Genomic DNA, 24,012 nt, shown 5'->3' with positions numbered 1-24,012 from the left:
CATTCCGCAAGGGGCGCCCCAAAAGTTCTCAGATCCGCGGGATCGCCGCCAGCAGGGAACGGGTGTACTCGTGCTGCGGGTCGGCCCAGATCTGCTCGGTGGGGCCGTGCTCGACGATGCGCCCCTGGTGCATCACCGCAACGGTCGAGCACACCTCCCGCACCACCGACAGGTCGTGGGAGATGAACACCAGGGTCAGGCCGTACTCGTCGACCAGCCGGTCCAGCAGGTCGAGGACCTGGGCGCGGACGGAGACGTCGAGGGCGGAGACGGGCTCGTCGGCGAGCAGGATCTCTGGCTTGCCGGCCACCGCACGGGCGATGGAGATGCGCTGGCGCTGGCCCCCGGAGAACTGGTGGGGGAGGCGCCCGGCGGTATCGGCGGGCAGCCCCACCTCGGCGAGGACCTCCGCCACGCGGGTCTGGTCCGGGCGGCGCATCCCCTCGGCGACGGAGCGGCCGATACGCAGCCGCGGGTTGAGCGAGCCCTGCGGGTCCTGGAAGATCACCTGCACGCCGGCGTCGACGGCCACGGTGCCGGAGTCGGGGGAGTCCAGGCCGGCGAACTGGCGCAGCAGCGTCGTCTTACCGGAGCCGGAACCGCCGACCACGCCGAGGCGCTCGCCGCGGCGGACGACCAGGGAGACGTCGTCAAGCGCCAGGGTGGTGCCGTAGCGCCGGGTGACCCGGTCGAGGGCGAGCACCGGTTCGCGCGTCTCGCGCACCTGCGCGGGCGGGCCGGGCAGGGCGGCGGCGACCAGCCGTTGCGTGTAGGGGTGCGCGGGGGCGGTGAGCACCTGGTGGGTGTCGCCCTCCTCGACGACCCGGCCTTCGGACATGACCAGCACGCGACGGCACATCCGGTTGATCACGCCGAGGTCGTGGGTGATGAACAGCAGGGAGATCCCGAGGCGGTCGACCAGGTCGTCGAGCAGGTCGAGGATCTGGTCCTGCACGGTGACGTCGAGGGCGGTGGTGGGTTCGTCGCAGAGGAGCAGGTCCGGCTCCCCGGCCAGCGCCATGGCGATGAGCACGCGCTGGCGCTGGCCACCCGACAGTTCGTGCGGGTAGGCGTTCATCCGTGCGGGGTCGAGGGCGACCTGGGTGAACAGGTCGGCGACGTCGCGGCGCCCGGCGGCCTCGGCCACCTGGCGGCCCACGGTCATCAAGGGATCCAGTGCGGTCATGGGTTCCTGGAACACCATGGACACCACCTTCCCGCGCAGGGTGCGCATCCGCCGGTCGGGTAGCCCGACGGTCTCCTGCCCGAGGATCTTCACGGAGCCTCCGGCCGCCAGTCCGCGGGGGAGCAGGCCCATGACGGACAGTGCCGTCAGGGATTTGCCGGAACCGGATTCCCCGATCAGGCCGACGCGTTCGCCGGGACCCACGGTGAGGCTGATGCCGTCGAGCAGGCGGTCGCCGACGCGGAGGTCGTTGACTTCGAGGACGGGGTTCATCGTCGGCTCCTTCGGGGGTCGAGGACGTCGCGGAGGCCGTCGCCGAGCAGGTTGAAACCGAGGACGGTGACCGCGATGGCCAGCCCGGGCCACAGCGCCAGCTGCGGGGCGGAACCCAGGGAGGCTTGCGCGGACTGCAGCATCCGGCCCCAGGACGGGTCGGGCGGGGAGGTGCCCAGGCCGAGGAAGCTCAGGGCCGCCTCAGCGAGGATGGCCAGCGCGAAGGCGACGGAGGCCTGGACGATGACCACCCCGGCGATGTTGGGTAGGACGTGGCGCCCGGCGACGATCAGGCCGGGCACGCGGGAGACGCGGGCGGAGGCGATGTAGTCCTGCGTCATCACCTGGAGGGTGCCGGCGCGGGCCACGCGAGCGAAACCGGGGATGCCGGCGATGCCGATGGCCGCCATCGCGGTCGTCGTGGAAGGGCCGAACACGGCTCCGGAGATGATCGCCAGGAGCAGGGCGGGAAACGCCAGCATGAGGTCCGCCCCGCGCATGATCAGGGTCTCCGCGAGGCCGCGGCGCATGCCGGCGAGGATGCCGAAGGGCACGCCGATGAGCGCGGAGATCCCCACCGCCACCAACCCCACGAAGAGCGTGATCTGGGAGCCGGCCATGATGCGGGAGAACACGTCGCGCCCGTAGCGGTCGGTGCCCATGAGGTGCTCCGGCGAGGAGCCGAGCAGCCGGTCGTAGGGCATCGCGTGGACCGGGTCGTAGGGGGTCCACACCAGCGAGACCAGCGCCATCAGCACGGTGGCGCCGACGATGAACGCGCCGATCCAGCCGGACACCGGAAGCCTTCTCATGCGCTCCTCCTGATCCGCGGGTCGACGATCCGGTAGGTCAGGTCGACCAGCAGGTTGACGGTCAGGGTGAACACGACCAGCAGCATGACGATGGTCTGCACCGTCGTCAGGTCACGCCGCGCCACCGAATCCAGCAGCATCGAACCCAGGCCGGGCAGCATGAACACCCGCTCGATGACGACCGCACCGACCACCAGGCTCGTCAGCTGCAACCCGGTCACCGTGAGCACCGGCAGCGCGGCGTTGCGCAGCCCGTGGCGCCACAGCGCCTCGCTTGTCGACGCCCCCGTCGACCTCGCCGTCCGGATGAAGTCCTGGTCCATCACCTCCAGGATCGACGAGCGCACGTAGCGGGTGAGGATCGCCGCCTGCACCAGTGTGAGCGCGATGACCGGCAGGATGAGCCGGGCCAGGAAACCACCGGTGTCCTCGCCCGGCGGGATCCAGCCGTTGGCGGGCACCCAGCCCAGGTGCACCGCGAAGACGGTTACCAGCAGGATGCCGGCGAGAAAGGAGGGGACGGCGATGCCGACCTGCGAGAACCCGGAGATGACAATGCCGTCGGCACGCTCGCTGTGCCGCGCCGCCCACATCCCCATCGGCACGGCGACGGCCAGGGAGAGCACCATCGCCACGCCGCACAGGATCAACGAGACCTGCGCCCGGTCCAGCACCAGGGCGGTGATGTCCTGCCGGGAGGACAGCGAGACGCCGAAGTCGCCGGTGAGCAACCCGCCCACCCAGTCGAGGTACTGGACAGCCAGCGGACGGTCCGTGCCCAGCTGCTCGGCCAGCCGGGCGACCGCCTCGTCGGTGGCCGTGACGCCGAGCGCCACGCGCGCCGGGTCGCCGGGGATGGCGCGCAGCAGCAGGAAGATCACCGCCGAGGCCAGCAGCAGGGAGAGCAGGAACCTCAACCCCAGCCTGAGAATCGTGCGGGCGATCACTGCTTCTCCATTCCGGCCAGCTCGAGCGCGTCGGTGACCACCGTGGGGTTCACGCCGGTCACGCCCGGCGCGGTGACGACGATGTTGGGCAGGTTGAACACGGTCAGCGCCCCGGCCTCCGACATGATGGTGGCCACCGCCTGCTCCATGTGCTCCGACTGCTCCGCCGCGGTGGCGGCGGTGTCGGCGGCGAGCAGGTCGTCGCGGACGGACTGGTTGTCGTAGCCGAGGTAGTAGCCCGGGTTGCCGAAGAGAGCGGGGATGTCCCTCGCCTCCACGTGGGCGATGATCGACATGTCGTAGTTCTTCGCCGACATCACCTCCGCCAGCCACACGGCCGGGAACTCCACGGTGTTCAGCCGCACGTCGAAGCCGACGTCGCGCAGCTGCGAGTAGACCAGCTCCGAGATGTTCTGCGCGTAGGGGAGCGAGGGCACGGAGACGGTGATCTCCGGGCGGTTGTCCGGGCCGAACCCGGCGTCGGCGAGCAGTTCGCGCGCCAGCCCGGGGTCGAAGGGGGCGAAGTCCTCCCCGGTGAACCAGGGGTCGGTCGGCGGGACGGGGGCGCCGCCGGTGTCGGCGGCCAGGCCCTCCCAGACCACCTGGTTGGCGGCCCGGCGGTCCACGGCGTGGGCCACCGCCCGGCGGACGCGGGGATCGTCGAAGGGGGCGCGGTTGTTGTTCATGGAGACGAGCACCTCGCCGTTGGTGGTGCCCACCTTCACGTCGTAGTCCCCGGGCAGGGTGTCCAGCAGTTCGGGGGCCTGCATCGCCCACACCACGTCGATGTCCCCGGAGCGCAGCGCGTTGACGGCGGAGGTGGCGTCGGAGAAGTAGCGGATCGCCGCGTTCTGGTTGGCGGGATCGCCCCAGTAGTCCCCGCGCACGGAGAAGGAGACGGACTCGCCGACGGAAAAACGCCGCAGCTCGTAGGGACCCGTGCCCACCGGGGTGGTCGCGAGCTTATCGACGCCCGTCGGCGACATCATCGCCCCCGTCAGCGTGCCCATCGACCACAACCACCGCTGCGAGGGGTGTTCAAGCACGACCTTCAGCGTGTACTCGTCGAGAACCTCCACCGACTCCACCACGTCCATCTGCGCCTTGAGACCGTTGGACCACGACTCCTGGACGTAGCCGATGCTGAACTTCGCCGATTCGGCGTTGAAGGGGGAGCCGTCGGAGAAGGTCACGCCCTCCCGCAGCCGGAAGGTGTACTCGGTGGCGTCCCCGGAGACCTCCCACGAGGTGGCGAGGAGGGGGACGATGTCCCCGGCGGCGTCGATACGCACGAGGCCTTCATAGATGTTGCCCATGAGCGCCTGCGGGATGGCGGCGCCGCCGGTGGTGGTGAAGTCGAGGGAGGCCGGCACCCCCGTGGCGCCCACGACCACGGAATTCTGCCCGGCGACGCGGCCGACCTGCGTGGCGGTGGAGCCGGCCGAGCAGGCGGTGAGGGTGATCGCCGCCAGGACGGTGAGCAGGGTGGCGGGCCACCGCCGGCGGAGGAACATGATTCAAAGGCTAGCCGGGCCAGGGGGTGCAGACAATTGAAACGACCGGATACGATGACCCCTCGTGATCGAGGTACTCACCGGATTCGGTGTGGTCGTGGTCGTCATCGCGGTGGGGTATCTCCTCGGCCGCACGGACGCCCTCGGCCCCGGCGCGCGCCGCGCCCTGGCCAACCTGGTCTACCTGGTGGCCACCCCGGCGCTGCTCTTCGACATTCTCCTGGACACCGACCCCCGGGAGATCTTCTCGGCGAATTTCCTGGTCATCGCGTTCTCGGCGCTTATCGCGGGGTTTGCGGGTTTTCTGCTCCTGCGGCTGCGCGGCTCGAACGCGCCGGACAGCCTCATCGGCATGCTGGCCTCCTCCTACGCCAACGCCGGGAACCTGGGCGTGCCGCTGGCGGTCTACATTCTCGACGACGCCGCCGCCGTCATTCCCGTCATCCTCTTCCAGGTCGCCTTCTACGCGCCGGTCACCCTGACGACGCTCGACATACTCCATGACTCGAAACAGTCGAACCTGCTGCGCAACGTTGTCCTGGCGTTCCGCAACCCGATGCTCCTGGCCGCCCTCGCGGGCCTGCTGATCGGGTTCCTGCGGATCCCGGTGCCGGTGATCCTCAGCCAGCCCGTGTCGCTGCTGGCCGGCGCGTCCGTGCCGCTGGCGCTGATGGTGTTCGGGATGTCCCTGGTCGGCTCCAAGGTGTCGCTCACCGGGGACGTCGCCCTGGTGGTGCTGCTCAAGAACGTGGCCCACCCCGTCATCGCCGGGCTGCTCGCGTTCCACGCCTTCGGGCTCAGCGGCCCGGCCCTGTTCACCCTCGTGGTGCTCGGCGCGCTGCCCACGGCCCAGAATGTGCTCACCTACGCCCTGCGTTTCCGCACCAACGAGACACTGGCCAGAGACACCGGGGTGGTGTCCACATTGGTGTCTTTCCCGGTGCTTGTCGTCGTCACTATCCTCCTGGGCCCGGGGTAACATCACCGCCAACATGGACACCATCAGACTGCGGTCCTCGCCCCGCCACCTGGCCGCCAGCCGGGCCGTGGCTGTCGGCGTGGTGTTCCTCGCGGTCATGGCGCCGATCTTCGCCGGCCTCGTGGTCTCGGCGGCGCAGCAGGAGGAACCCGCTCTGTCGACGTTGTTCTACGTCGGCGCCGTCGCCCCGGCGGCGGGCATGCTCATCGCCCTGGTCATGCTCGTGGTTGTGCTGTGGCGCCGCTCCCGGCCGGTCCTGCTTGTCGACGACCGCGTCCACCTCCCCCGAACCGGGGTGACCTTCCCGGTGGCCCAACTGGCCAACCTGCAGCTCTACTCGCTGCCCGGCCGCGGGACCTTCCTGGTCCTGCTGCCCGCACACGTGAAGGAACGGGTGACCGGGGACGCGACGGCTGTCGCGCCCTACACCGTCCGCTTCCCGGCGGGCGCCGAACCACAGCCCTTCGAACTGGTCGATATGATCCGGGCGCGGGTCCCGGAGGTGGGCGTCGATAAGCTCGGCACGCTGTGATCCGGGTAACCTCATCTGCGTTCACCCGCAGACGACGATAGGTAACTTTAATGTCATCCGGACCAACAACACGAGAGCGAGCTTTCCTCGGGCTGAAATCCGACCCGGGTATCTTCCTCGGCTCCGCCGGCTTCATCACCGTGTTCGTCATCGTGACGATCATGCTCGGCGACACCGCCCGCCGGGCCTTCACCACCATCTCCGGCGGACTGATGACCAACTTCGGTTGGATGTACATCGGGGGCGTGTCCCTGGTGTTCATCTTCCTCATCGGTGTGTTCGTCTCCCGCTACGGCCGGCTCAAGCTGGGCGACGACGATGATGACCCCCAGTATTCCCTCCCCGCCTGGTTCGCCATGATCTTCGCCGGCGGCGTCGGCGCGGTCCTGATGTTCTGGGGAGTGGCCGAGCCCATCAACCACGCCTACAACGTGCCGATGGCCAACGAACAGTCCATGTCCCAGGCGGCCATCGACCAGGCCTTCGTGTTCACCTACTACCACTTCGGCATCCACATGTGGGTGATCATGGTCCTGCCCGGTCTGGCCCTGGGCTACTTCATCTACAAGCGCAAGCTGCCCCCGCGCCTGTCGTCGATCTTCGCGCCCCTGCTGGGCGGGAAGATCTACGCCTGGCCCGGCAAACTCATCGACATCCTCGCCATCGTGGGCACCACCTTCGGCATCGCCGTGTCCGTGGGCCTGGGCGTGCTACAGATCAACGCCGGCCTGCAGAAGATGTTCGACGTGCCCATGGTCAGCTGGGTGCAGCTGCTGATCATCCTGGCCATCACCGGTCTGGCGGCGATCTCGGTTGGTGTCGGACTGGACAAGGGCATCAAGGTGCTCTCCAACATCAACATCGCCCTGGCCGTGCTGCTCATGGTGTTCATCCTGGCCACCGGGCCGACCCTGACGCTGCTGAAGTTCATCGTGGAGTCCTTCGGCATCTACGCCACCGGCCTGCCCGAAGTGATGTTCTGGTCGGACTCCTTCGACAACAATCCCGGCTGGCAGGGCAGCTGGACGATGTTCTACTGGGCGTGGACCATCTGCTGGTCGCCCTACGTGGGCATGTTCGTCGCCCGGATCTCCAAGGGCCGTACCGTCCGTGAGTTCATCGCCGGTGTCCTGGCGCTGCCCACCATCTTCGGCATCATCTGGTTCGCCACCTTCGGCCGGGCCGGCGTCGAGGTGGAACTCGCGGACCCGGGTGTGCTCACCCAGCCTGTCGTCGAGGACGGTGACGTCCCGCAGGCGCTGTTCGGACTGCTCGAGGCCTACCCCTGGACCATGGCCAGCTCGATCCTGGCGATCGTGGTGATCGTCATCTTCTTCGTCACCTCCATCGACTCCGCCGCCCTGGTCAACGACATGTTCGCCACCGGCGAGGAGGACAAGACCCCGACCTACTACCGCATCGGCTGGGCCATTGCCATCGGCGCCGTCGCGGGATCCCTGCTGCTGATCTCCCCGGAGTCGGGCATCGCCACCCTGCAGGAGGTGGTGATCATCGTGGCCTTCCCCTTCTTCCTCATGCACTTCGTCATGATGTACTCGCTGGTCAAGGGTATGGTCGACGACTCGGCCGCCCACCAGCAGATCCGCACCCGCCAGTGGGAGAAGACGGACACCGCGGAGAAGCTCGAGGCCTACGAGTCCCGCCCCGCCCCCGGCTACGACGAGGAGGGCAACCCCCTGCCCGTCCCGATCCTCGAGCACGACGACGAAGGCAACATCGTCATCCCCGGCAACGTGGTCATCGGCGGCGATCTGGGGGTGGTCGGCGACATGACCGACGACCCGGACGAGGCGGAGGCCATGGAGTCCCGCTTCAAGATCGTTGAGCAGACCCGCCCCCGCTCTGAGGATGAGTGGAGGTAGTTCCGGTCTAGCTCTTCCGCGTTAGGTCTCCCCACGTATCCCGCGGGTGGAGGTGCCCCGGCACCGCCACCATCCGGCGAGATACGTGGGGAGACCTACATGCGAGCGCCCCCAGCCCCCTATGCCCCCGGCGCCCCGGCGGTGTGCGCCGGATCCAGCTCCCACGCCTCGGCGAGGATGTCCATGCCGCGCATCGCCTCCTCCTGGGAGGTGGCCTGCAGGGAGATCATCAGCTCGTCGGCCTGGGCGGTCCTGGTGAAGTCCTCCAGGTAGCCGCTGATCTGGTCCCGGGTGCCCACGGCGGTGTAGCGGAGCATGTCGATGATCTGGCGCCCGTGGTGGGACTCGATGATCCCGTCGAGCTGCTCGTCGGTGAGGAAACGGCCGCGCCCGGCCATGGAACGCACCCGCTCGCGGTAGACCCCCTGGAGCTGGCGCACCGCGTCCTCGTGGGTGTCGGCGGCGGTGACGTTGACGGCGGCGATGACGTAGGGCTCGGCGAGCTTCTCGGAGGGCTGGAAGTTCTCCCGGTAGGTCGACACGGCGTGCTCCAGGTGGGTGGGCGCGAAGTGCGAGGCGAAGGAATACGGCAGGCCCAGCTGGGCGGCCAGGGTCGCGCCGTACAGCGAGGAACCCAGGACGTAGAGCGGGACGTTGGTGCCGGCGCCGGGGATGGCTTCCACACCCGGGATGCGGGAGCGGCCGGCCAGGTACCCCTCGAGCTCCATGACGTCCTGCGGGAAGTGGTCGGCGGCGTTGGCGTCGCGGCGCAGCGCCCGCCCGAGGGTGTTCATGTCCGTGCCGGGGGCGCGGCCCAGGCCGAGATCGATGCGGTCGGGGTAGAGCTCCCCGAGGGTGCCGAACTGCTCCGCCACCACGTAGGGGGAGTGGTTGGGCAACATGACGCCGCCCGAGCCCAGGCGGATCTTCTCGGTCTTCGCGCCGATGTGGGCGATGAGCACCGCCGGGGCGGAGGAGGCGATGTGCTTCATGTTGTGGTGCTCGGAGTACCAGATGCGCGAGTACCCGAGCTCCTCCGCCCGCTGCGCCAGGGTCACGGAGCGGGCCATGGACTCGCGCGCTGTTTCACCCGGGTAGATGTGGCAGAAATCGATGAGGGAGAGCGGGGGCTTCGGGGCACTCAAGGTCAGGTCACCTTTCGGGTGGGGGTTGTCGGTGACCCCCACCCTACGGAAGACCCGACTATTCGCGCCCCAGGATGCGGCGCACTGCCGCCAGGGGGATGTCCACCCATTCGGGGCGGTTGTCGGATTCGTAGACGACCTCGTAGAGGGCCTTGTCCAGCACGTACGCGTCCAGCAGGGGACCGGGGGCGATCCCGTAGCCCTCGAGGAAGGCCTCCGCGGCCGCCTGCGCCCAGGACGCCGGATCCTCGGAGCCCGCGCCGCCGGAGTGGGCGGGGAAGTGCGCGGCGTAGTCGAGGGAGCGCAGGATCCCGGCGACGTCGCGCAGCGGGGAATCAGGCATCCTGCGGTCGGCCAGGGGGCGGGCGGGTTCACCCTCGAAGTCGATGAGGATGTACGTGTCCGGGGTGCGCAGCACCTGGCCCAGGTGCAGGTCGCCGTGGACGCGCTGGACGCGGGTGTCCCCGCCGTCCAACGCCGCATAGACGGCCCGGGCGTCGTCCGCGTACTCCGCCAGGACGGGGGCGCGTTCGACCAGTTCGTCGAGCTGCCTGGTCAGCTTCGCCGCCAGCTCGCTGAGACCCACTGACTCCGTCGGCAGGGCCTGCGCCAACGCCTCGTGGACCGCGCGGGTCGCCTCGCCCAGCAGGGAGGCTTCCGCGCCGAAGGGGGCGTCGAGGGCGGAGAAACCGAGGGCGAAGCGCCATCCGTCGTCGGCGTCGGGGACGAAGTCCTGCACCATTGCCAGGGTGTGGTCGGTGCCGTCGATCTCCGCGGTCACCCAGCCGCGCACCGGGGCGACGTTGGGGCAGTCCGGGATGCGGGAGAGCAGCTCCACGTCCGGGTTCTCGCCCGCCTCCAGCCGGCGGAACACCTTGAGCATGCGGTCGCCGACGATGAGCGAGGTGTTGGACTGCTCGCCCCCGACCGCCCGCGCGGCGCCGGTGGGCAGGTCCTCGCCGTGCCGCGTGCCGACGCCCCCCGCCACCGCCCCGAGGTAGAGCTCCGGGGAGGTGGCGAGGATGTCGTCGCCGGTGGCGTCAACAAGCACCTGGTAGAGCGAGTGTCTGCCGCCGTGGGCGACGCGGAGGATGAGCAGGCGGGCCTCGTCCGAGTCGTCGACGGAGACCTCCCGGACGATCTCCACGTCCTCGATGGGGTCGGATTTCGCGCCATAGAAGCGGGCGTCGAGAAGCATGCGTGCCAGATCCATGATCACTCCCCGGACAGGTCGAACCAGTAGTAGCCGTGCGGGGGAAGCATGACCACCCACGGGTATTTGCGGATCTCCGGGAAGGGCTCGCCGCCCGAGAGCTCGCGGGGGACGGTCCCGACGAACTCGGAGAGGTCCAGCGACACCGCCTGCGGGCGGTCCGAGAGGTTGTTCACGCACAGGACCGTCTCGTGGCGGTACGCGCGCAGGAACGTCAGCACGGTCTCGTTCTCCGAGTCGATCTCGCGGTACGTGCCCAAGCCGAACGCCTTGTACTGCTGGCGCACATGAATCTGGCTGCGGATCCACTGGAGCAGGGAGTTGTCCCGCTTCATCTGGTTCTCCACGTTGATCGTCTGGTAGCCGTACTGGTCGTTCTGGATCGCCGGCAGGTAGAGGCGCTCCGGGTCCGCCTTCGAGAAACCGCCGTTGCGGTCGTTGGACCACTGCATCGGGGTGCGCACGCCGTCGCGGTCGTAGAGCCAGATGTTGTCGCCCATGCCGATCTCGTCGCCGTAGTACAACACCGGGGAACCCGGCAGGGAGAGCAGCAGCCCGTGGAGCAGCTCCAGCTTGTTGCGGTCGCTGCCCACCAGCGGCGCGAGGCGGCGGCGGATGCCCACGTTCGCGCGCATCCGCGGGTCGCGGGCGAAGTGCTTGTACATGTAGGCGCGTTCCTCGTCGGTGACCATCTCGAGGGTCAGCTCGTCGTGGTTGCGCAGGAAGATGCCCCACTGTGCGGACGACGGGATCTCCGGGGTGTCCACCAGGATCTCGGAGATCGGCGTGCGCGACTGCTTGTGCACGCCCATGAAGATGCGCGGCATGACGGGGAAATGGAAGGCCATGTGGCACTCGTCGCCGACCTCGGACTCGCCGAAGTACTCGACCACGTCCTCGGGCATCTGGTTCGCCTCGGCCAGCAGGACGCGCCCCGGGTACTCGTCCTCGATCACGCCGCGGACCTGCTTGAGGAACTCGTGCGTCTCGGCGAGGTTCTCGCAGTTGGTGCCCTCCCGCTCGTAGAGGTAGGGCACGGCGTCCAGGCGGAAGCCGTCCAGGCCGAGATCGAGCCAGAAGCGCATGACGTCGAGCATCGCGGCGCGTACCGGCGGGTGGTCGTAGTTGAGGTCGGGCTGGTGGCTGAAGAAGCGGTGCCAGTAGAACTGCTTGCGCACCGGGTCCCAGGTCCAGTTGGATTCCTCGGTGTCGATGAAGATGATGCGGGCGTCGGAGTACTTGGTGTCGTCGTCGCTCCACACGTAGAAGTCGCCGTAGGGCCCCTCCGGGTCACGGCGGGACTCCTGGAACCAGATGTGCTGGTCGGAGGTGTGGTTCATCACCAGGTCGGAAATGACGCGGATGCCGCGCTTGTGGGCCTGGTCCATGAGCTCGACGAAGTCCCCCACGGTGCCGAACTCCGGCAGCACCTCGCGGAAGTTGCGGATGTCGTAGCCGCCGTCCTTCAGCGGTGAATCGTAGAAGGGCGGCAGCCACAGGCAGTCGATCCCCAGCCACTCCAGGTAGTCGAGCTTCTCCGTCAGGCCGCGGAAGGTGCCGGCGCCGCGGCCCTCCGGGTCGTAGAAGGCGCGCACCAGGACCTCGTAGAAGACGGCCGTCTTGTACCACTCCGGTTCGGGACGTTCCCAGGGGGCTTCGCCGGGAGCCGGGGTGGGGACGGGGTACTCCGTGGACTCGTGCTCGAGGATGTAGCCCTCGGCGTCGGTCTGCGGGCGCTCGCGGGGCAGGTCCGGCGGCTGGTAGTGGAGCGGCTCCGGCTCGGGGAGGGTGTCCAACGGGCCCATGGACAGGCCGGGGCCCTGGGGGCCGGTCGTCGAATCTGAGGCACCCTCGCCGGGAAGAGTGTCGATGGTCGGATCGTCGTGTCGGTCATCGGTCATGGATCCCAGGGTAGGGAATTGACCGGGACGGTGCAGGGCGCCGCAGGACAGCGGAGGGCGATCCCGCGCTTCTCAGCCCGCCACACCCGTGAAGGCCTTCTCCAGGCGGTCGCAGGCCTCCTCGAGGATCTCCCGGGAGGTGCCGAAGTTCAACCGGGCGTGGTGCAGGCCGCCGGGGCCGAAGTGCAGCCCGTCGTTGAAGGCCACCTTGGCGTTCTCGCGCAGCCAGATGGCGGGGCGCTCGAGGTGCCCGATGGCGGTGCCGGAGAAGTCCAGCCACATCAGGTAGGTGGCCTCCGGGTTGCTCACCTTCAGGCCGGGCACGCGCTCGGGCAGCTCGGCGACCAGCCAGTCGCGGTTGGCGCGCAGGTAGTCGACCTGCCGGTCGAGGAAGTCCCCGCCCTCGCGGTAGCAGGCGATGGCGGCCCAGATGCCGAGGGTGGAGACGCCGTCCTTGGCCACGCCGGTCATCCGGTTCCACACGTCCAGGTCCTCCGGGTTGGTGAAGAACATCTGCGCGCACTTCAGGCCGGCGATGTTCCACGCCTTGGAGGTGGCGGTGACGGTGATGCACACCCGGGCGGCGGCGTCGCTGACGCCCGCGGCCACGACGTGCTGCCCGTCGAAGACGAGGGGGGCGTGGATCTCGTCGACGAGGACGCGGGCGTCGTAACGCTCGGCCAGGTCGCACAGCTCGACCAGGTACTCGCGGGAGAGCGTGTAGCCCAGGGGGTTGTTCGGCGAGCACAGGAGGATGGAGCCGGCGCCAGCGGCGAAAGCCTTCTCGACGTCGCCGAGGTCGATGCCCCCGTAGGCGTCGACGGGCACGAGCTCGCGGCGCACGGTCTCCGGCAGCTCCAGGAAGGGCGGGTACGCGGGCACCGGCACGACCACCGCCGAGTCGGGGCGGGTCATGTGTTCGATGGCCAGCGCGAGGCCGCGGACCACATCCGGCACCGCGACCACCATCTGTGGGTCGGGCCGCCAGCCGTAGCGCTCGCCGTAGAAGTCGGCCAACGCCTCGGGCAGGTCGGAGGTGGCGGGGGTGTAGCCGAAGGACTCGCGCTCGATGGCGTCCATGATCGCCTGCTTCACGGGGGCGCAGGTGAAGAAGTCGCTTTCCGCGATCCACAGGGGCAGGACGTCGTCCCCGTAGACGGTCCATTTACGGGTGCGGCGGTCTTTGAGCTGATCGAGGGTGGGAAACTGCATGGCGACCACGTTAGTCCTGTTCGGACTCCTCCTGCTCCCCGGCACCGTCGACGACGAACCCGTACCTCTTCAGGCGCGCCCGGTCGGCCGCCGAGGAGGATGCGGTGAGCTGGAGGAGTTCCGCGTAGATGCCCCCGGAGGCGGCGAGCTCGTCGGGGGAGCCGATCTCGTCGACGACGCCCTCGTGCAGGGTGATGATCTTGTCGACGCCCGCGATCGTCGACAGCCGGTGCGCGATGATCACCGTCGTGCGGTTCTTCATCAGCTCGTCCAGGCCCGCCTGGACAGCGCGCTCGGACTTGGTGTCGAGGGCGGAGGTGGCTTCGTCGAGAAGCAGCACCGGCGCGTCTTTGAGCATGGCGCGCGCGACGGCGACGCGCTGCTTCTGGCCGCCCGACAGGCGCAGCCCTCGCTCGCCGATGACGGTGTCGTAACCCTGGGGGAAGCGGACGATGAAGTCGTGCGCGTTGGCGCGGCGGGCGACCTCGAACACCTCCTCGTCGGTGGCGTCGGGGCGGCCGTAGGCGATGTTCTCGCGGATGGTGCCGGAGAACAGCGACGCCTCCTGGAACACCACGCCCACGCTGGCGCGCAACTCCGCGGCGGACAGGTCGGTGACGTCGCGGCCGCACACCCGCAGGTGACCGTCGGACACGCGGTACAGGCCGAGCAGCAGGTTGACCAGGGTGGACTTGCCTCCGCCGGACTCGCCGACCAGGGCGATGGTCTCGCCCTCCGCCGCCTGGAAAGTGACGTCGCGGATGACAGGTTCGCCGGGGAGGTACTCAAAGGACACGCCGTCGAACTCGATGACCGGGGAGCCCGGGACCGGGACGACCGGCGAGGTCGGGGTGAGGTCGAGCACCGGTACGCCGGAGGCCTCGGTGGCGGCCACGAGCCCGGCGTTGGCGGTGGGCTCGAACTCCTCCTCCATGACCTTGAAGTAGTCCTTCGATCCGGCGATGGCGCGCTGCGCGGCGTCGACGATCCAGCTCATCATGAACACCGGCTGCTTGGCCATGTTCACCAGCTGGATGAGCATGACCATGTCGCCGAGCGTGAAATAGCCGTTGATGGTGCGGAAGAACAGCACCAGGTAGATGCCGAAGAAGATGACGTTGAGCGCCGCGCCGCGGGCGGTGTCCATCGTGTGCCACCAGCGGGACTGCGGCCGGGTGATCTCCACCGTCCGGCCGTAGCGTGTGCCGAAGTCGTTGAGTTCGCGCACCTCGGAGACGAAGGACTTGACCACCTTCACCTGGCCGATGACCTCGGCGAAACGGCCGTTGGCCACGTCGATCTGCTCGTTCTTCTGCCCCTCCAGCTTCTGCCAGCGCTTTGAGGTCAGCGTGGTCAGCCACATGTAGATGGGGAAGAGCAGGGCCAGCAGGACCGTCAACGGCCAGTAGTACCAGGCGGTGATCGCCAGGACCGCGACCACCTGGATCAGCATGGGGAAGAAGCTGTTGGAGAAGGACTGCAGGAACTGCGTGATCGAGGTGATGGAACGGTCCAGCCGGGCGATGACGGTTCCGGTGACCTGGTTGTCGAAATACCGCTGCGGCAGCGCCAGCAGCTTCGCGTAGTAGCGGGTCGACAGGATCTGCCGCATCCGCATGGCCATGACGTCGCCGATGTAGCCGCCGATGTTGTGCATGACGGTGTTCGCCAGGTCGGCGACCAGCAGGCCGACCGCCAGCAGCAGCAGGGTGGTGGTCACGTCGGCGACGGTGTTGTCGCCCTGCAGGGTGGCCACGATCGTGTTGGTGGCCTCGCGCAGGATGAAGGGCGAGACCAGCCCGAGTGCGGCGGCGGCCGTGGAGATGAGCACCACGCCGAGGTAGTACGGCCACAGGGCGGAGGCGCTCCGGAGGATACGTGCTAGAGAGTTCAACGTGGGGGACTTTCCGTGTTCTTGAGTTGTCCGGCCGCGACGGAGGTCGCCGGCCGGCGAAGGTGCGGCCCCGGGTGGGGGCCGCGGTGAAAGATCAACGCGCCGACATGCGGAGATCTGCGCTCACGGCCTCGGGCGCTGGTTAGACTGTGGGATAGTCGGGGACATTTCCCGTGACATCCTAGGCCGGAACACAACGGAGGCACCGTGAGACGATACCGCCCGGGCATCAGCTCCACCCTAATCCTCGCCACTGCGCTGCTGGTCACCGCCTGCGGCAGCGACGGTGACGGGCAGAGCGTAGCGGAGTCCATCGAGGTCACCACCTCGGAGACTCCCGTGGCTGAAGCGCGCCAGGTCGAGCCGAAGGTGGCGGATCGTCTGCGCGGCGCCACCACCGACCCCGGGCTCAACGTCGAGTGGAGCTACCAGGGTGTGCGTTCCGGACAGTACAGCGGCAGCGTGGTCACCGTCCTGGTGCGCAACCTCAACGACGAACCCCTCTCGCCCGACGACCTTCCCGAGCCGAAGCTGACCTACAACTCCGGCGGCGGCACCATGGTCGACGCCACCCCCATCGCCGACGACGAGACCGAACGGTCCCTGGGCCTGGACCTCCCGCTCGGGGCGGGCGCCTCCGCGAACATCCAGTACGCCTTCGAGGTTAGCCCCGGCAACCTCTGGGACGCGGAACTGCGCGTGGGCAACGTCATCTTCGAGGGCAACCTCAACTACTGACACCCCGCCCGAAGAAAATTCGCGGTCCCGGGAACCGGCGGGCGCTTTCCGGAGTCTAAGTGTGTCGGGTGCGGAGATTCCCCGCACCCTCGACCACCACACGAGGGGACCCCATGCCCGCCCGCCGACTCCTGTCCATCGTCCTCGCGGCGCTGGCGCTCACCGCCTGCTCACCGGCCGCCCCGCTTATCGACGTCACGTCGTCCCCCTCGTCGGCGACCTCCGTCCCCGTCGAGCCCGCGGCGCAACCACTCGAGCTGGGGGACTTCGACCCCGAGGGCGACTTCGAGGTCTTCAACCCGTGCACCGAGATCCCGCCGGAGGTCCGCGCGGCCGCTGGCTTGGGGGAGCCTGTCGGGACGCCATTCAGTGATCAGGGGAAGTCGGAGAGTTGCTCTTTCGAATCACTTGATCCAGAAATCCGTGGCTTCTTCGCGCTAGCAGGTGACAAAATTCCAAGAAGCCGCATTTTGGAGAGGAAGCTCTTTATTTCGCCCGCCGCTGAATCTGCTGTTCCGGATGTCTATCTCCATCACATGGGGACCGGAGCGCCAGATGAATGCAGCGCTGCAGTACACACCACTCGAGGACGCTTCGTCGTTCATTACATGGAAACTCTTTCGACACAAGGCCGCGAGAGTCTCTGCTCTCAGGCCGTGCAAAAGCTAGAAATGATCCATCAACTTTTGGGGGAAGACAGTGGAGATTCTCATTGACCATAGTTCTATTCTCGGGGGAGTCGAGAAGCTACAGTCAATCGGTGCAAATGCCCGCAATGCAGTCTACGAAGCGAGCCTGACGAGTTTGAACGGCAGCTTCTCCGGCGTCTCGGGCCTGGACCAACTCGGCGGGGGCCACGGCGGCGTCATCAACGGCGGGGCGGGTTCCGCGATCACGGTGCTTCAGTCCTACGCGGAGCAGGTGGAGTGGCTGAGCGGGGCGCTGGCTGCGAGCTATCAGGCGCTGACCGGGCAGAATGCTTTCGTGGCGCGGGGGATGGACCTCGCTGATGAAGGGGGAAGTGTCGGCGCGGACGGGGTGAGTTTCCCGTCGCGCCCGCGGCCCAGGTTCGAGAACTTCAGCTTCATGCCGCCGATGGTGCTGCCCGCGTTGTCGATCGAACAGCTGTCGGCGGATTTCTCGGCGACCAGAATCGCGGAGTGCGTCGCAGCCTCCAGGCTGTGGCATTCCTTGTCTGCGGAAACCGCGGCTATCGCGCAGAGTCTGGATGCGGTGGCGCAGGATCTGGCGGGGAGCAACAGGGGAGAGGTGATCGAGGCGGCGATCGACAAGATCGCGCAGGTCGCCCGCGCCGGAGACACCTTCGCGCAGAACTCGCGGATCATGGGCTCCTCGGTGGAGCGGCTCTCGGCGATCAAACAGGACGGTGCCCTGAAGGTGAACTTCACCCGCACCGCGCTGGCCGCGATTGTGGACCCGGTGCAGCGGATGGCTGCGGAACAGTCCTTCCTGCAGTCCTTCCCGGCGATGTACATGCCGTCGGTGGCGACGGGTATCCCGCCGATCCGCAATCTCATGGTGATGGATCCGGCGGCGGATGGCGGCGGGGCCATCGCCCTGGGGATGGACGACGTGGCGGGCAAGGGTTCGAAGCACGACGCCAGCGGACACCGGGCACCGGGGGCGGCCCTGGACGCACTGACATCGGTGCAGCGGGCGATGGGCGCGGGCGACTTCGGGACGGTGCAGGCCGGCGTCGACAGCCTGGCCGGAGTACACGGCGGGGAAATCGTGCAGGCGGGGGAGCTGGGCACAGCGGCGGCTTCGGCGGGGACGTTGACTGCCCCTCCGGGGGTCGGATCGATGGGGGCGGCGCCGCTCGGTGCGGGCGGAGCCTCCGCTGCCGGCACCGGCCAGGTCCTGGGCGGGCCGGTGCCCGTGGGCGGGCTGGGCAACATCGGCAATGCCGTCACCACAGCAGCCGGTGCCGCGCGGGGTCCGTTGTCCTTCGGTTCCGGGACCCCGCCGGCTGGCGCGCCGGGTGGTGGTGCGGCGGCGGCCGGTGCCCGGTCGGGCAGGGTCGGCGGGATCGCCAACGGGTGGGGCGCGGGCAGCGGCCCAGGCGGCGGCCGTGCGTCGGGCATTGCGGGCACTGCGGGTTCGGCGGTGGCGGGCAACGGGGCTGGTGCCGGGGGAGTAGCGCGGCAGCCGGCCGGGGTGCCGATGACAGCGGGGGCGGGGCAGGGGGCGGCGTCGAGAAGCACGGGCGCGCCGGCTGGCCGCGGGATGATGCCGATGATGGGTGCGCCGATGGCGGGGCAGGGGCAGTCGAAGCCTGCGAAGGTGCGGACGGTGACGTCGGCGGTCGAGGAGGACGACAACGTGGCGGCGCTGCTCGGTGAGAGCAAGCCGGTGGTGCCGGGTGTGATCGGGGCGTGGGCCCGGGGCTGAGCACGGTGCATTCCAGGTAGGGTTTGGGGCATGAATCACGACGTTGAACTGGTGGTCCTGGCCGACGAGCAGGGGCAGGCCATCGGTACCGCGCCGAAGGCCACGATCCACACCCGGGACACTCCGCTGCATTTCGCCTTCTCCTGTTATCTGCTCGATGAGGAGGGTCGGCTGCTGCTGACCCGCCGGGCGCTGGGCAAGAAGGCGTGGCCGGGTGTGTGGACCAACAGTTTCTGCGGGCATCCCGGCCCGGGGGAGAGCAACGAGAAGGCGGTCCTCCGGCGCAGCGTCGAGGAACTCGGTTTCGCGGAGGGCGATGTCACCGACATCGTCGCGGTGCTGCCGGAGTTCCGCTACCGTGCGGTGGATTCCAGCGGCATCGTGGAAAACGAGTTCTGCCCCGTCTACGTCGCCCGGTTGAACCGCGGCGGGCAGCCTGCCCCGGTGGCGGAGGAGATCGACTCCCTGGTGTGGGCGGACCCGGCCGCCGTGATCGCGGCGGTCGACGCCACCCCCTTCGCCTTCAGCCCCTGGCTGGTGGAGGAGCTGGCGGAGCAGCGCCTGCGGGACGCACTCCTCGGGAGCTAGCCGCGGCTACGCCCGGCGGTGGAACGTGGAGAGCGGCATCTCTGCGAAGTGGGGCACGAAGGTCTCCCGGAACCAGGTGAGGAAGTCCCCGAGGTTCCTGCCGCCGTGGTCGGGGGCACCGGGGAGGTCGAGGGTCTCCTGGCACGCGGTGTCCAGGATGAAAAGACATATGGCGTGCGTGGGTGTGGGTTCGCCGTAGCCTTCGAAGAAGGAGCTCATCGTCTTGGTGAACCAGGAGAGTTCGTAATTGCAGGCCGAGAAGATGGAGCTCTGCAGAGTGGCCAGGTCGTGGAGCGGGGATCTCATGGAGGTATGTTCCCGGTGGCGGAGCCGGACATCACCCTGCCAGCCGCCGACGATGCAGCGGTTTTTCTGGTGCCAGATGCATGTGGCCGTGAGGTTGCCGTGGATGCGTTGGACGAGCATCTCGCCGGTGATGCTGCGGTAGCTCTCGCGGATCCAGGGGGCGTGGGCGGCCAGGCCGGGAATCCGGGGCAGGAAACCGTCGAGGCGTTCCTCCAGGTGCCGGCCGATGACCTCGGCGGGCACCCACCGGTGGGGGAACGCCAGGAGGAGGGCGTCGTGGACGTAACGGATGGTCTGCCCGACCTCAACTGAGTCCTCGTGGGAGAAGTACTGGGCCGCGATGCGCGCGGCGGTCAGGTCGTGGCCGGTGGGGCCGGAGGGGGTCCGGCGGCAGGTGCCCAGGATGTAGTGCCGGCCGTGGACCTCCACCTCGATGCGTCCCACGAGTTCGGGGGCGTGTGGCCCGATGAGGTTGCTGAGCATCTCCAGGTCGGAGGCGTTGGTCGGCCAGACCCGGCGGTAGCTGCTGAAGCGGTAGCGTTCGGTGCCGTCCTCGTCGACGAGGCTCATCTCGATGTGGTCTGCGGTTTCTATCCCCGCCCGGCAGCTCAGCCCGGTCAGTACCGTGCCCAGGAGGGTGCCGGCGCCCAGGGTCCTGCCCTGTGCCAGCGCCGCCCCGAATTTCTCGGCGAGGCCGTCCAGGGGCCGCATCCCCGTGTCGTCGAAGAAGAACTGGTGCAGAGATTCGTCGCCCGGCCGGCCCGAGGTCATGAGGACGTGGCTGCCGCCCGGAACGGGGGTGGAGACGACCACGGTGAGTTCGGCGGGATCCGGGGATCCGTCCCGCGGCCGGGCCTGCTCCGGCCCGGGCTGCCCTGTCGAGGGCGGTTCCTCTGGACTCTCCACTATGCGGTCCTTTCATCGGGCGGGCGAGAATGCCTCCCGGACCATTTTCAGCGTATCTTCCATCAAGATTACGTCATTGTTTGCGATGTTGAGTACTTGGGTCTTTCGCCCGGTTGCCGGATCGTGCGCGGCCCAGTCGGGGGCGTTTCCGCGGACGAATCCCACAAATAGCTCACGGCCGGCATCCGTTTGCGCCTCCGGGGCCAACCCGAAGAGGTGGGGGATCTCCGCGCAGTGCAGGGCCGGGCGCGGGCCGGCGACGAACTCCGCCAGCCACACCGGCCCCGGCGCCTCCTCGGCGGCCTGGGAGACCCAGCGCCGGTTCGCGGAATCCCCGATGAGGCGGCCCATCGGGCGCTCCGGATCCAGCTCCAGGACCGAACGCAGGTACGACGCCACCGATCCGCGCACCCCCATGCGGCGGGCGAGGAGCCGGACCATCGCCGGGCCGAGCCCTTTCGCGTCGACGGCCCGGCCGGCGGGCATGTCGTAGTGCTCGTCGCGGGTGGAGGTGAGCAGGATCGGCAGCTCGGTGAGTTCGGCGCCGTCGAATCCGGCCGGCCCCAGCGCCATGTCGAGGCCGTGGATGGTGCGGAACCGGTCGTAGGCGCGGGCCAGGACCTCGGGCTTCTCCGCCGCCAACCTGCTCAGGGACACCCGCGTCACCGGTTTGCCCAGCACCATCCGCAGCGATCCCTTGCGCTGCTCGAAGCTCTGCCGGGGGAAGCACGGCGACATGGCGATGATGCGCCGGAAAGCGCCGCGGTAATGGTCCCGGCGGGCGAGCCACAGCGCGACGGTCGCGCCGGCGGACTGGCCGACGAGGGTGACGTTGGTGGGGTCGCCGCCGAAGGCCTCGATGTTGCGCTGCACCCATTCCAGGCCGAGCTGGCAGTCGTCGATGCCGCGGTAGTGGTTCGGTTCGTCGTCGTGGAAGCGGGCGAAGCCCTCGAGCTTCACGCGGTATCCGACGTGCACGGTGACGATGCCGTCGCGGGCGTTCGGGGCGCCGTCGGCCCGGCGGTCGCCGTGGGTGCCGTACTCGAAACGCCCGCCGTGGATGTAGACCACCACCGGCAGGTCCGCCAGCTCCCTGGCGCCCGCCGGGGCGACGACCGACAGGGCGACGGTGTCGGGGCGGTGGACGGTGGCGTCGATAAGCGAAAGCTGTTCGCGCGGGAGGCGCCGCGCATCCTCGAAGGGGCCGGGGATGACGGAGTAGGGGATCGAGTGGAAACGGGCGATCTCCCCGTCGCTGCGGCCCGTGATTTTTCCTGCGGCGCAGGTGACGGTCACCCGCTCGTGGTCAGTCATGGCGTCCACGCTACTACCATCGACAGGCATGACCTCGAACCCCTTGCTCGCCCCCTCTCCCCTGCCGTACCAGCTGCCCGACTTCCGGGCGATCCGCCTCGAGCACGCCGTCGAGGCCGTCGACGTCGCCCTGGCGGAGCAGCGGGCCGAGATCGCCGCCATCACCGCCCGCCCCGGGGCCCCGACGTGGGAGGACACCGTCGAGGCCCTCGAGTCCTCCGGTGCGGCGCTCGACCGCGTCACCGCCTGGCTGTTCAACCTGCAGGGCACCGACTCCACCGAGGAGATGGACGCCGCGATCTCGGAGATCGTGCCGCGCCTGTCCGCGCATTCGGACGCCATCTACCAGTACGGGGCGCTCTACCAGCGGCTTCTCGACGTCCCCGTGCCCGACGACGCCGAATCCGCCCGCCTCCACGAGCTGCTGCTGCGCCGTTTCACCCGCCGCGGCGCCGACCTGGACGCCGCCGGCAAGGCCCGCCTCGCCGAGATCAACCAGCGCCTGAGCACCCTCTCGGAGCAGTTCGGCCGCAGCCTGCTCGCCGACACCCGGGAGCTCGCCGTGCTTTTCGACGACCCCGCTGCGTTGGCCGGATTGTCCGATTCCCGCATCGCCTCCGCGAAGGCCGCCGCGGAGGAAGCGGGTAAGGAGGGGTGGCTGATCCCCGTCGAACTTCCCACCGTCCAGTCGGACCAGCTGGTCCTGACCAACCCCGAGGCGCGGGCCGCCCTCTACGAGGCCTCCCAGCGCCGCGGCGTCGAATCCAACCGCGCCAACCTGATGGAACAGGTGCGCCTGCGTGCCGAGCGCGCCCGGCTCCTGGGCTACGGCACCCACGCCGACTACGTCATCGCCGAGGAGACCGCCGGCACCGCCGGAGCAGCCCGCTCCCTGCTCTTCGACCTCGCGCCGGCCGCCGCCGCCAACGCCGACGCCGAACGCAAACTGGCCGGCGAACTCGCCGGCGAGGACCTCGCGGCCGCCGACTGGCCCTACTGGCAGGCGAAGGTCCGCGAGCGCGACTACTCCCTCGACGAGGAGGAGCTGTCGAAGTACTTCCCGCTCGACCGCGTGCTCGTCGACGGCGTCTTCCACGCCGCCCACCTCCTCTACGGCATCACCGTCATCCCCCGCGGGGACCTGCACGGCTACGCCGAGGGCGTGGACGTCTGGGAGGTGCTCGACACCGACGGCGAAGGCCTCGGACTGCTGCTCACCGACTACCGGGCGCGGCCCTCCAAGCGCGGCGGCGCGTGGATGACCTCCTTCGTCCGCCAGTCCCGCCTGCTGGGCACCCGCCCGGTGGTGGTCAACGTCATGAGCATCACCCACCCCGTCGACGGCTCCCAGCCGCTGCTGACCGTCGACCAGGTGACCACCCTCTTCCACGAGTTCGGCCACGCCCTCCACGGCCTGCTCTCCGACGTGCGTTACCCCACCCTGGCCGGCACCAACGTCCCCCGCGACTGGGTGGAATTCCCCTCCCAGATCAACGAGAACTGGGCCTTCGACCCCTCGGTCGTGCGCAACTACGCCCGCCACGTCGACACGGGGGAGACCATCCCGGCCTCACTTCTCGACGCCGTCACCGCCTCCCGCCAGTTCGGCCAGGGCTTCGCCACCTCCGAGTACCTCGCCGCCGCGATCATCGACCTCGCCTGGCACTCCCTGACCCCGGAGCAGGCGGCCGCGGTATCGGACATCGAACGCTTCGAGCAGGATGCCCTCGAGGAAGCCGGCCTCATCGTCGACGAGCTCGCCCCCCGCTACCGCTCCACCTACTTCAACCACATCTTCGGCGGCGGCTACTCCGCCGGCTACTACTCCTACCTGTGGGCGGAGGCCCTCGACGCCGACGGCTTCGACTGGTTCGCCCAGGCCCCCGATCTGCGGGAGGCGGGCGAGCAGTTCCGCAGCCACATCCTCTCCCGCGGGGCCTCCCTCGACTACGCCGACGCCTTCCGGGCCCTGCGCGGCCGCGACAAGGACGTCGCCCCGCTGCTGCGCCGCCGCGGCCTCGCGGGCGTGGCGCTGGGCACGTCATGAACGTGATCCTCACCGCGCCCCTGTGGCTCCAGGTGCCCCTGGTGATGGCCATCGCAGTGCCGTTGGCCCTCGTCGCGGCGGTCGCCCTCGTCCGGCTTATCGACGCCCTCTTCCTCGTCACCGAGCGCACCTGGCAGGCCACAGCCGGTGCCGACCGCACCGACGACTAAGCTGACTTCCCAGTCGTCGATTCACCCGAACCAGGAGCGT

20 protein-coding genes are annotated in these 24,012 nt (G+C 68.9%); 9 read left to right on the top strand and 11 right to left on the bottom strand.

All coding sequences use genetic code 11. From position 1 onward, the window contains the following. Positions 1–28 precede the first annotated feature (28 nt). From B840_RS09155 to B840_RS09140, 4 genes are read right to left on the bottom strand one after another with little or no spacing between them, the layout of a single operon-like run. Entirely contained in the window at positions 29–1,459 is a 1,431-nt protein-coding gene (locus tag B840_RS09155) for an ATP-binding cassette domain-containing protein (RefSeq protein ID WP_042621891.1), read from the bottom strand. Continuing rightward, a complete protein-coding gene (locus tag B840_RS09150) occupies positions 1,456–2,271 on the bottom strand; it encodes an ABC transporter permease (protein WP_042621890.1) in 816 nt (271 codons plus the stop codon). The genes B840_RS09155 and B840_RS09150 overlap by 4 nt, the downstream gene beginning before the upstream one ends. Next, positions 2,268–3,215 (bottom strand): ABC transporter permease, encoded by a 948-nt coding sequence (locus B840_RS09145; RefSeq protein ID WP_042622677.1) that lies wholly within the window; start codon positions 3,213–3,215, stop codon positions 2,268–2,270. The genes B840_RS09150 and B840_RS09145 overlap by 4 nt, the downstream gene beginning before the upstream one ends. After that, positions 3,215–4,732, bottom strand: a complete 1,518-nt coding sequence (locus B840_RS09140; RefSeq protein WP_042621889.1) for an ABC transporter substrate-binding protein — start codon at positions 4,730–4,732, stop codon at positions 3,215–3,217. Before B840_RS09140 ends, B840_RS09145 begins: the two co-directional genes overlap by 1 nt. Positions 4,733–4,796: 64 nt before the next feature. Between B840_RS09140 and B840_RS09135 the strand changes: the two genes are divergently transcribed. Genes B840_RS09135 through B840_RS09125 form a run of 3 tightly spaced genes read left to right on the top strand, consistent with a single transcriptional unit; the run spans position 4,797 to position 8,126 of the window. Then, positions 4,797–5,711, top strand: coding sequence for an AEC family transporter (locus B840_RS09135; protein WP_042621888.1), 915 nt, complete (start codon positions 4,797–4,799; stop codon positions 5,709–5,711). A 13-nt stretch (positions 5,712–5,724) separates the two neighbouring features. After that, the gene (locus B840_RS09130) at positions 5,725–6,243 is read left to right on the top strand and encodes a hypothetical protein (protein ID WP_042621887.1); all 519 of its coding nucleotides are present in this window, start codon (positions 5,725–5,727) and stop codon (positions 6,241–6,243) included. Between the two features lie 50 nt (positions 6,244–6,293). Next, a complete protein-coding gene (locus B840_RS09125) occupies positions 6,294–8,126 on the top strand; it encodes a BCCT family transporter (RefSeq protein ID WP_042621886.1) in 1,833 nt (610 codons plus the stop codon). Between the two features lie 119 nt (positions 8,127–8,245). Here the strand turns inward: B840_RS09125 and B840_RS09120 are convergent, their stop codons facing one another. The 5 genes from B840_RS09120 to B840_RS09100 all read right to left on the bottom strand — a co-directional run bounded on the left by B840_RS09120 (position 8,246) and on the right by B840_RS09100 (position 15,491). Further along, on the bottom strand, positions 8,246–9,271 hold the full coding sequence (locus B840_RS09120) for an LLM class flavin-dependent oxidoreductase (RefSeq protein ID WP_042622676.1): 1,026 nt from the start codon (positions 9,269–9,271) through the stop codon (positions 8,246–8,248). Between the two features lie 58 nt (positions 9,272–9,329). Next, complete coding sequence (locus B840_RS09115) at positions 9,330–10,484, bottom strand: maltokinase N-terminal cap-like domain-containing protein (RefSeq protein ID WP_042621885.1); 1,155 nt, start codon at positions 10,482–10,484, stop codon at positions 9,330–9,332. 2 nt (positions 10,485–10,486) lie between these two features. Further along, positions 10,487–12,289 (bottom strand): maltose alpha-D-glucosyltransferase, encoded by a 1,803-nt coding sequence (gene treS, locus B840_RS09110; RefSeq protein ID WP_042622675.1) that lies wholly within the window; start codon positions 12,287–12,289, stop codon positions 10,487–10,489. A 168-nt stretch (positions 12,290–12,457) separates the two neighbouring features. Further along, complete coding sequence (locus B840_RS09105; protein ID WP_042622674.1) at positions 12,458–13,597, bottom strand: MalY/PatB family protein; 1,140 nt, start codon at positions 13,595–13,597, stop codon at positions 12,458–12,460. Positions 13,598–13,607: 10 nt separating this feature from the next. Then, complete coding sequence (locus B840_RS09100) at positions 13,608–15,491, bottom strand: ABC transporter ATP-binding protein (protein ID WP_042621884.1); 1,884 nt, start codon at positions 15,489–15,491, stop codon at positions 13,608–13,610. Positions 15,492–15,698: 207 nt separating this feature from the next. Here B840_RS09100 and B840_RS09095 point away from each other — a divergent pair, with 207 nt between their 5' ends. The 4 genes from B840_RS09095 to idi all read left to right on the top strand — a co-directional run bounded on the left by B840_RS09095 (position 15,699) and on the right by idi (position 19,229). Next, on the top strand, positions 15,699–16,229 hold the full coding sequence (locus B840_RS09095; protein ID WP_052491154.1) for a hypothetical protein: 531 nt from the start codon (positions 15,699–15,701) through the stop codon (positions 16,227–16,229). A gap of 113 nt (positions 16,230–16,342) precedes the next feature. Further along, a complete protein-coding gene (locus B840_RS13175) occupies positions 16,343–16,945 on the top strand; it encodes a DUF3558 domain-containing protein (protein WP_084602934.1) in 603 nt (200 codons plus the stop codon). Between the two features lie 88 nt (positions 16,946–17,033). Next, a complete protein-coding gene (locus B840_RS09085) occupies positions 17,034–18,641 on the top strand; it encodes a hypothetical protein (protein WP_156971886.1) in 1,608 nt (535 codons plus the stop codon). Between the two features lie 30 nt (positions 18,642–18,671). Beyond that, positions 18,672–19,229 carry an isopentenyl-diphosphate Delta-isomerase gene (gene idi / locus B840_RS09080; RefSeq protein WP_042621882.1) on the top strand — a complete coding sequence of 186 codons (558 nt, stop codon included), beginning with the start codon at positions 18,672–18,674 and terminating at the stop codon, positions 19,227–19,229. 6 nt (positions 19,230–19,235) lie between these two features. Here idi and B840_RS09075 read toward each other — a convergent pair whose 3' ends face one another. Further along, positions 19,236–20,441 (bottom strand): hypothetical protein, encoded by a 1,206-nt coding sequence (locus tag B840_RS09075; protein ID WP_042621881.1) that lies wholly within the window; start codon positions 20,439–20,441, stop codon positions 19,236–19,238. A gap of 12 nt (positions 20,442–20,453) precedes the next feature. After that, positions 20,454–21,755: a carboxylesterase family protein gene (locus B840_RS09070; RefSeq protein WP_042622671.1), complete on the bottom strand. Its 1,302-nt coding sequence runs from the start codon at positions 21,753–21,755 to the stop codon at positions 20,454–20,456. On the opposite strand from B840_RS09070, the gene B840_RS09065 reads away from it, so the two are divergent. Together B840_RS09065 and B840_RS13530 are read left to right on the top strand one after the other, a co-directional pair. Next, the gene (locus B840_RS09065; RefSeq protein ID WP_188656958.1) at positions 21,754–23,802 is read left to right on the top strand and encodes a M3 family metallopeptidase; all 2,049 of its coding nucleotides are present in this window, start codon (positions 21,754–21,756) and stop codon (positions 23,800–23,802) included. The genes B840_RS09070 and B840_RS09065 overlap by 2 nt on opposite strands. Further along, entirely contained in the window at positions 23,799–23,972 is a 174-nt protein-coding gene (locus B840_RS13530) for a hypothetical protein (protein WP_156971885.1), read from the top strand. The genes B840_RS09065 and B840_RS13530 overlap by 4 nt, the downstream gene beginning before the upstream one ends. Positions 23,973–24,012 lie beyond the last annotated feature (40 nt).

Source organism: Corynebacterium marinum DSM 44953 (genome assembly GCF_000835165.1).
Classification (GTDB): Bacteria; Actinomycetota; Actinomycetes; order Mycobacteriales; family Mycobacteriaceae; genus Corynebacterium; species Corynebacterium marinum.
The sequence above is the reverse complement of the archived record's forward strand: the minus strand, read 5'-3'. Positions and strand labels throughout refer to the sequence as shown.